The 8,094-nt window shown below is 36.6% G+C and carries 10 protein-coding genes; 8 read left to right on the top strand and 2 right to left on the bottom strand.

What is annotated here, in order from left to right:
- The first annotated feature begins 172 nt into the window (after positions 1–172).
- The 8 genes from ACFO5T_RS06470 to prfB all read left to right on the top strand — a co-directional run bounded on the left by ACFO5T_RS06470 (position 173) and on the right by prfB (position 6,790).
- Entirely contained in the window at positions 173–568 is a 396-nt protein-coding gene (locus tag ACFO5T_RS06470) for a hypothetical protein (protein ID WP_380032962.1), read from the top strand.
- A gap of 118 nt (positions 569–686) precedes the next feature.
- Positions 687–1,259: a hypothetical protein gene (locus ACFO5T_RS06465; protein WP_380032960.1), complete on the top strand. Its 573-nt coding sequence runs from the start codon at positions 687–689 to the stop codon at positions 1,257–1,259.
- 386 nt (positions 1,260–1,645) lie between these two features.
- Positions 1,646–2,068, top strand: a complete 423-nt coding sequence (locus ACFO5T_RS06460) for a hypothetical protein (protein ID WP_380032958.1) — start codon at positions 1,646–1,648, stop codon at positions 2,066–2,068.
- A 704-nt stretch (positions 2,069–2,772) separates the two neighbouring features.
- A complete protein-coding gene (locus ACFO5T_RS06455; protein ID WP_380032956.1) occupies positions 2,773–3,351 on the top strand; it encodes a hypothetical protein in 579 nt (192 codons plus the stop codon).
- 443 nt (positions 3,352–3,794) lie between these two features.
- Positions 3,795–4,382: a hypothetical protein gene (locus ACFO5T_RS06450; protein WP_380032954.1), complete on the top strand. Its 588-nt coding sequence runs from the start codon at positions 3,795–3,797 to the stop codon at positions 4,380–4,382.
- Between the two features lie 53 nt (positions 4,383–4,435).
- Entirely contained in the window at positions 4,436–4,879 is a 444-nt protein-coding gene (locus ACFO5T_RS06445; protein WP_380032952.1) for a GNAT family N-acetyltransferase, read from the top strand.
- A gap of 34 nt (positions 4,880–4,913) precedes the next feature.
- Positions 4,914–5,591, top strand: a complete 678-nt coding sequence (gene trmD, locus ACFO5T_RS06440; RefSeq protein ID WP_021778625.1) for a tRNA (guanosine(37)-N1)-methyltransferase TrmD — start codon at positions 4,914–4,916, stop codon at positions 5,589–5,591.
- 91 nt (positions 5,592–5,682) lie between these two features.
- Positions 5,683–6,790 (top strand): peptide chain release factor 2 gene (gene prfB, locus ACFO5T_RS06435; protein WP_148305630.1). Its coding sequence is split into 2 segments (ribosomal slippage): positions 5,683–5,745 and positions 5,747–6,790, totalling 1,107 coding nucleotides; the frame shifts between segments, so codons are not numbered across the junction.
- A 68-nt stretch (positions 6,791–6,858) separates the two neighbouring features.
- On the opposite strand, the gene ACFO5T_RS06430 is transcribed toward prfB, so the two are convergent.
- Together ACFO5T_RS06430 and ACFO5T_RS06425 are read right to left on the bottom strand one after the other, a co-directional pair.
- Complete coding sequence (locus ACFO5T_RS06430) at positions 6,859–7,500, bottom strand: CPBP family intramembrane glutamic endopeptidase (protein ID WP_380032949.1); 642 nt, start codon at positions 7,498–7,500, stop codon at positions 6,859–6,861.
- Positions 7,497–7,955, bottom strand: coding sequence for an Lrp/AsnC family transcriptional regulator (locus ACFO5T_RS06425; protein ID WP_375252216.1), 459 nt, complete (start codon positions 7,953–7,955; stop codon positions 7,497–7,499). Before ACFO5T_RS06425 ends, ACFO5T_RS06430 begins: the two co-directional genes overlap by 4 nt.
- Positions 7,956–8,094: the final 139 nt, after the last annotated feature.

Here is an 8,094-nt window from a genome sequence, read left to right as displayed (position 1 = left end):
TTAGGTAACATATCTCCTAAAGAATATATGCCCAGGTTTGATGAAGAATTTAAATTCTTCATCAAACCTGATCTAAATAATAATTATTTATCGAATTTTAAGGTGTCCTAAAAAGGGGAAGCCTACATTTTTAGGGAAGCCTACAGGCTGGAGTTGTTCATCTTCAAAGGATGTGATTATAGAACCAAAGTATTCTGATTTTAAAATAGTAAATACACCAGTAGTCGTGGAAAACGATACAATTTATGTAAACGAACTTCGATTTTACGAAATGGAATCAGCTACAGATGCAAAGAAACTAATGCGTCAGAATTATGGTAAATGGAGCGAAAAGTTAAGTGGATTACATCACCAAATTATTAAAAGAATTGTTTGGCAGGATGTAAAGCTCATAGACGGAAATGATAAAACCTTTACTGTAGTAACTGACGGAACTGAATCGATGTATGATTATTTTACTTGCTTAATAGTTTTTGATTCTGAAAAGAAGGATTGCTTTAAAGATGGACACCCTTATAAAGAGGAATTAATTAAGTTGTTTACCGACAAAATGGATAAAATTAAATAGGCCCTCTTTGTGTCAATAATTTAGAAGAATCAATTAAAAATTAAAACCAATAATCCCGATAGCTATTAGAAGCCGCACTCGCTTTATCTAGTGGCCTGTTGTAAAACATATAAAAAAAATGAAACGATTACTATATTTAATATTACTAATTGTAATTTCCTGCTCGAGCACATCGCAATTGCCAAGACCTGAAATACAATCCGAAATTCCAGCCTCCAAATTGAATTCAAATGGAATTGCCGCCATTAATCCAAATTATAAAAACTCATATTTTAGACTCTTACCTTACTTGTTTTTTAATGAAAGTAGCACTTTTAATGAAATTCAAGGAGATTTTTACAATGTAAAATTCAAGGCCAATTCTAACTTAAATATAATGCCGGGGTTTAGGAGTGAATATGGAAATTACAATAATTCTTTAATAGTTCTAATCGCAATGAGTGAGACATCAACCTTACCAATAAAAGATATACCCATTTCTGTTGAATCAAGTAAGAATGGAGCTTTTAAACAGGAGAAATTGATTGGAAATAATCAAATCAATAAATCACAGCAGCGAGTTTTATTTGTAAAAAAACTGGAATTGGAAAATCGATTTGATGTTTTAAATAAAATTAATGATGACGTAATAACTGTTAAGATTGGAGAACAGATTTATACATTCTTAAACCCTGAAATTAAACTGGATTAAAACGTTTTACAGCAAAACCTAAACGCAGTGCGGTCTTTAAGGCAAAACCGAAAGGTTTGAGTTTATTAATGAAGTTGCTATATCTTATAAATTTAGCTTCGTGCGCAGACGGAAACAAAAAGGTTTGCTTGTCACCGCACTAATCATAGCCGAGACCGGTGCCTTTCTCTCGGTAGTTCCTCTCTCATCGGATGCAAGAACTATTACATAACGTGTCCCGAAGTACATTGGGATTTGAAAGCCCTATGCGCGGCGACAGATTCACAAATAAGTGTATATTTAAACAATCAATTAAAAAACAAAAAAAACAGGCTCACCAGCAAAATGCCGCACTCGCTTTATATAGTGGCCTGTTGTGTGTAATTTGACAAACCGACAGAAATTGAATGAACGAAATAACTTTACCATATCATTTAATAATTCCATCAATAATTTCAATTTTGATTTTAGGAATAATATTCTTGAAAAGAAAGCGAATATTTGGAATCGGAAAACTGAAATGGTTTTGGATAAGTTTGACTATTTTCTTTCTATTTTACTTATTTATTGTTGGAGGAGCAACTTATGATGATATTTATGTCCAATGGAATTCGAATAAGTTTGACTTAAATCAAGACGGATTTTTTAGCGGAAATGAAATCACGCCTGAACAACAAGAAGCAATGAGAAATCTGACAAGTGATACTGGAAGAAATTTTTCATTTATTACAGGATTAATTTTTTCTGGAATTATTGCGTTTTTTGTTTTCGGAATCGGAAAAATGACTGAATTAATAAAAAAGAAAAAAACTACACACAACACAGTATAAAAATAATTGCTATTTTGGGCTTAATCAAAGGTCGTTGCACTTTTGTTACGTCTGATTTTCCTTCGGAAAATCCTCGCACACAAAACCGCAACTATTCTTATACATAAACGTGGCGGCTGATTGCCCAAGGGCTCGCAGTTCACGACAAAATAAGCTTCACAAAAGGCAGTTGCACACTTGGTAATTACCGCAGTCGTATGGCTACGCTTCAAAATCGGTTTTAGAGCGATTGTAAGAGCAATAATCAAGGATTTGGTACAGATAGATCATAGAGCAAATCTCCTAGGATTTTAAAGCTCCCACCCTACTCAATCAGCCGCCACCTTATGCCTTCCTCTCGGTCGTTCCTTCCTCGTCGGAGGCAGGACTCAAAAATGCCTAGGGCATACATCTCAATTATAGAAAGCTCACACGTAGTTGCAAGTGTGCATTCCTCTCGCTCGTCCCTCTCTCGTCGGATGCAAGAACTATTACATAACGCGAATTTATGCCTTCCTCTCGCTACGCTCGTCGGAGGCAGGTTTGAAAGCTCTATGTGCGGCGCACAAATTCAAAATTCATTGTATATTTAAACCATCAATTAAAAAACAACAAAACAGGCTAACCAGCAAAATGCCGCACTCGCTTTATGTAGTGGCCTGTTGGCAGTAATGTACAAACCAACTATAATCCTAGTTAAATTAAAACTTTTGAAATAAAAAATAATGAACCTAAAAGTAATAGCACAATTAATAATAGCACTTTTTTTCACCTTTAATTGTAACAGTCAAAATAAAATATATAAAACTGATAAGGAAATAATTAATTCAAATTGGGAAATCCTCGAATTCAATAAAATTAACGTTCAGTTAGAATTCCCAAATAAACAAATAGAAATATCTAATGATAAATTAAAAACCAAAGATTATGGAAAAGCATTACGAAAAACAATACAATGGAATTATTTAAAAAATGATAATTTTCTGAATTCCTTTTATACTTTCAACTATATACAATACCCAAAATACAAATTTGACATTACTAAAATAGATGAGTTTTACGAAAACAAAATACAATCCCTTTTAAATGATCTTAAAGGTATCTTGATTTATCAAAAAAATGTTGAATATGAAAATTATGCTGGTGTAGAAATCTCCTATTCTTTATCTGGTTATGGAGTCATAATAACACAAAGGATTTTCCTTATAGATAATATAGAATATTCCTTATCAGTTTTTACTCCTGAGAAATTTGAAAATAATTCTTTGATATCAAAATTTTTTAGTTCATTTGAATTAAAATAAAACACTACTGCCAACACCGTATATAATTTATTGCTAGTTCTAGCCTACTTACGAAAATCCTCTCGGATTTTCTATTCGGTTTTTATTTGCTAAATTAAGTGCTTAAACACGCCACTAATCATACACAAACACGTGACGGCTGATTGCGCAAGGCTCGCAGTTCAAGACAAAATAAGCCACACAAAAGGCAATTGCATACTTGGTGATTACCGCAATCGTATGGCTACGCTTCAAAATAGGTTTTAGAGCTAGTCTTAATTAAATCTACTCTGCCGTCTCACCCATATCCCCTACCAAATCCCTCCTACTACATAAAAAGAAGCAACATCTTGAGATATAATTTTATTTAAAAAGTCCAAAAGATGTATTTTCACGTACTTTTGTAAACTGCGATGGGGTACATCGTCATTGTTATATAAAATATCATTTAATTTTTCAGATTTATGGACGCTATTACAAAGGCTTTTGCTTTTATATTCCTCCTTTCTTTTACCGCTGTACAAGCACAAGATGCCTCAAAGAGCATTGATGATCAATTTACAGAGGTTATAGATGGTTCAAACAATTACCAGCAATTTAAGGTGATTGAAAAAGTAAAAATGACCCGCCTACAGCAAAACACAAAAAAACGCATAGACGGCCTACAGGCAGAGATAGAAAATCTTAAGTCAGAAATGGCACAGCAGCAAGCGGCTGCAGCACAGGTAAGCACAGACCTTGCTCAAACGCAGGCTACACTAGAAGCGACAGAAGGTGAGAAAGACTCAATGAACTTTTTTGGCGCTCAAATGAGTAAAGGCAACTACAACACGATGGTATGGAGTATCGCAGGTGTACTTCTACTTGCACTGCTATTTTTTATATTCAAATTTAGAAGTAGTAACGTACTTACTAAAACGGCACAGCACAAACTAGATGAGACAGAGGCAGAGTTTGAAGATTACCGTCGTAAAGCCTTAGAGAAAGAGCAAAAACTAGGTCGCCAGCTACAAGATGAGCGCAACAGAGCGCTTAAATCCTCAAAAGGGTAAGCACTCGTTTTATTAATACTATAAAATCTGTACTTTAGGGTATAGATTTTTTTATGCATATACGCCAGGCTACACTTACAGATCTTGAGTTTATTATCCCGCTCTTTGATGGGTATAGACAGTTTTATAAACAACCGTCAGATATAGAAGGGGCTCGCTCCTTCCTTAAAGAACGGTTTACACATAATGAGAGTACCATTTATGTCGCTCATACTGCAAGTAATACGCAGGAGCTAGTAGGTTTCACGCAAGTGTACCCCCTATTTTCTTCGGTAAGTATGGAGCGTATGTTATTGCTCAATGATTTATATATTCATCCAGATCATAGAGGAAAAGGTATAGGTACCTTGCTTATAAATCGTGTTAAAGAGTTATGTACAGCCACTGGGCAAAAAGGCATTGCATTACAAACGGGTACTACAAACCCGGCACAAAAACTTTATGAGCGTCTAGGCTTTACAAAAGACCCCGATTTACATTACTTTTGGGCTCGCTAGCGCAAGACCTGCCTCGCATTACAATTGTATACTTATGAGAATAGATATTATTACCGTCGTACCAGAGTTATTAAAGAGTCCTTTTGAGGCCTCTATAATGCAACGCTCTATTGCAAAAGGTCTAGTAGAAGTACAGTTTCACAATTTGCGAGACTATACAGATACTAAGTACAAGCAGGTAGATGACTACCAGTTTGGCGGAGGTGCAGGTATGGTAATGCAAATTGAGCCTATAGATAAATGTATCTCTAAGCTCAAATCTGAGCGTGATTATGACGAGGTGATTTATATGACTCCAGATGGTGAGACGCTAGACCAAGGGATGGCAAACACGCTATCGCTTAAAGGCAACATTATCATACTATGTGGTCACTACAAAGGTGTAGACCAGCGTGTGAGAGATCATTTTATTACCAAGGAAATTTCCATAGGAGACTACGTATTGAGCGGTGGCGAGCTAGGCGCTCTGATACTCTGTGATGCGGTGATACGTTTAATTCCTGGGGTGCTAGGTAATGAGACTTCGGCGCTTACAGATAGTTTTCAAGATGGATTACTCGCTCCACCTATTTACACGCGCCCAGCAGATTATAAAGGCTGGAAAGTCCCTGAGATTCTCACCAGTGGCAATACTCCTAAGGTAGAAGAGTGGCGAGAAGAACAAGCATATATAAGAACAAAAGAAAGAAGACCAGACTTACTAGAGGAGTAATGAGTACGCTTTCGCGAAAGCGTAACAACCCACATTCTCAACACCTAGAAGTTTAAAGCATTTTAAATTACATACCCAGCAAGGGAAGCATATGATTACAACAGACCACATAAAATCACTCCAAGAGCGCGTAGACGGCTTAAGGAGATATCTTTGACGTAGATCGTAAACGTATCGAGATACAAAACGAAGAAGAAAAAACCTTTGACCCAAATTTCTGGAACGACCCAAAAGAGGCTGAGGCCTTTATGAAAACCTTACGTTCTAAAAAGAAATGGGTAACAGATTATGAGGAGGCTCAAACCTTTGTAGAAGACCTAGAGGTGCTCTATGAATTTGCAAAAGAAGGCGAAGCTCCAGAAGAAAATGTACAAGCACGCTATGAGAAAGCGGCTAGTTTTATAGAAGATATCGAGTTTAGAAATATGCTCTCAGAAGAGGGTGATGAGCTAAGCTGTGTCTTACAGATTACTGCCGGAGCCGGTGGTACAGAGAGTTGCGACTGGGCATCTATGCTTATGCGTATGTACTTAATGTATGCAGAAAAACAAGGCTGGAAGGTAAAAGAGCTTAACTTTCAAGAAGGTGATGTAGCGGGTATAAAAACGGTGTCGCTAGAGATAGAAGGTGAGTTTGCCTTTGGCTGGCTTAAAGGTGAAAACGGTGTACACAGACTGGTGCGCATCTCCCCTTTTGACAGTAATGCAAAGCGTCATACCTCATTTGCCTCGGTATATGTATATCCACTTGTAGATGATAGTATTGAGATAGAACTCAATCCAGCAGACTATGATATTGTGACGGCGAGATCTTCTGGTGCTGGAGGGCAAAATGTAAACAAGGTTGAGACTAAGGTCCAACTTACCCACCATCCTACGGGTATACAAATCTCTTGTTCTGACTCACGATCGCAACACGATAACCGCGCAAAAGCGTTACAGATGCTACGTTCTCAATTATACGAGCTAGAACTACGCAAGCAAATGGAAGCCCGTAACGCGATAGAAGCAGATAAAAAGGCCATTGAGTGGGGATCACAAATACGCAATTACGTATTACATCCTTACAAACTTGTAAAAGATGTGCGCACCGCTGTAGAGACGGGTAACACTGATGCTGTACTAGATGGTAACATAGACCTCTTCTTAAAAGGATACCTAATGATGATGGGACAAGAAGAAGCGAGTGATGAACTATAAAGAATCTGAAGTATAATTAAAAAAAGCCAATCTCACGATTGGCTTTTTTATATCTAAGAAGGTTTTTTTCAACACGCCTCCATCCCTGGGAAGGCAAGCATCTGCCCCATCCCTACTGTAAATAACCAGTTACCATATAAAGCGTGCTCTATAGATACCAGGGTCGTAGATCTAGTTTTCTTAAAGGTATAAGCAAATAATAATCCGCCTATAAAGGTGAGCACAATGACTAAGGTGTTGCGTAAAAACAAGTGCGCCATTGCAAATACAATCGCATTTACCACGATAAGCAATCGCTTGTCTTTAAAGAAACCATCATAACGGTTAAAGAAAAAAGTTCTGTAAATCACCTCTTGCGGCCATACAGATAAGAAGGTGTACACTAGCAGTATCATCACCCATAATTTTGGGTTACTCTGTGGTACACAAAACAAGCTAGATGGCTGTAATATGTACACGTAAATGGTAGTAACAATGGCTATAACAACAAACTTCACAGCTGTCTCCTTAAAAAATGACGGCCAGTTTATAGACTGTTCTACCTTAAACTTTACCGCCTTACTTCTATAAAGCATCACCAGTAAATATGTAAAACCTATTAAAACAGAAGCTCCTTTGATCTTAAAGTCATAGGGTAATAATAGACTTAATGGTAGTATTATGAATAATATAAAAAACTCTGTGAGTACATAATACTTGCCATTCATCATACCGTAATTGTTGTAGTGTTTTTTACCTCGCTTATAGTAAACGAGCTCTGTGTACTCCCTATATACTTAAGAGTCGTAAGCTTACTTACCATAAAATTACGAAAATGCTCCATATCTCTTACCAGCACCTTGAGTAAATAATCATAGTCCCCACTTACGTGAAAACACTCTAAGACCTCATCTAGCGCGGTCACCTCTTTCTCAAAAGAGTCTATTGCATTTTGCGCGTGCTTCTCTAGCTTTACGTGGCAAAACACCTGAAAACCTAGCCCTACGATATCCTTATTAAGAAGTGTGATATACTGTGCGATCACTCCAGAGCGCTCCATCTTTTTTACACGCTCATAAATAGCAGTTACAGAAAGATTAAGCTTTGCAGAAAGCTCTTTGTTTGTGATTTTGGCGTCCTGTTGTAGGTATCCTAAAATCTTTTTGTCTAGTTCGTCAAGTTTCATCATAGAAAAATTATCAGTATTTGGGGTAAACTTATGCTTTCGCGAAAGCGAAATTCTAATTATTTACAATAATACAGTTTAATTATCTATATATCTAACTCACTATTGATTAAATATCTACAAATACATACATTTACGT

Source organism: Dokdonia genika, assembly GCF_042652845.1.
GTDB lineage: Bacteria > Bacteroidota > Bacteroidia > Flavobacteriales > Flavobacteriaceae > Dokdonia > Dokdonia donghaensis.
Note: the sequence above shows the minus strand (reverse complement) of the source record. Positions and strands in the feature narration are given on the sequence as shown.

What these genes read in the sequence shown, in the direction of transcription:
- ACFO5T_RS06465 (WP_380032960.1), top strand. Translation starts at nt 687, where the DNA reads ATGAAACGATTACTATATTTAATATTACTAATTGTAATTTCCTGCTCG.
- ACFO5T_RS06460 (WP_380032958.1), top strand. Translation starts at nt 1,646, where the DNA reads ATGAACGAAATAACTTTACCATATCATTTAATAATTCCATCAATAATT.
- ACFO5T_RS06455 (WP_380032956.1), top strand. Translation starts at nt 2,773, where the DNA reads ATGAACCTAAAAGTAATAGCACAATTAATAATAGCACTTTTTTTCACC.
- ACFO5T_RS06450 (WP_380032954.1), top strand. Translation starts at nt 3,795, where the DNA reads ATGGACGCTATTACAAAGGCTTTTGCTTTTATATTCCTCCTTTCTTTT.
- ACFO5T_RS06445 (WP_380032952.1), top strand. Translation starts at nt 4,436, where the DNA reads ATGCATATACGCCAGGCTACACTTACAGATCTTGAGTTTATTATCCCG.
- trmD (WP_021778625.1), top strand. Translation starts at nt 4,914, where the DNA reads ATGAGAATAGATATTATTACCGTCGTACCAGAGTTATTAAAGAGTCCT.
- ACFO5T_RS06430 (WP_380032949.1), bottom strand. Translation starts at nt 7,500, where the DNA reads ATGATGAATGGCAAGTATTATGTACTCACAGAGTTTTTTATATTATTC.
- ACFO5T_RS06425 (WP_375252216.1), bottom strand. Translation starts at nt 7,955, where the DNA reads ATGAAACTTGACGAACTAGACAAAAAGATTTTAGGATACCTACAACAG.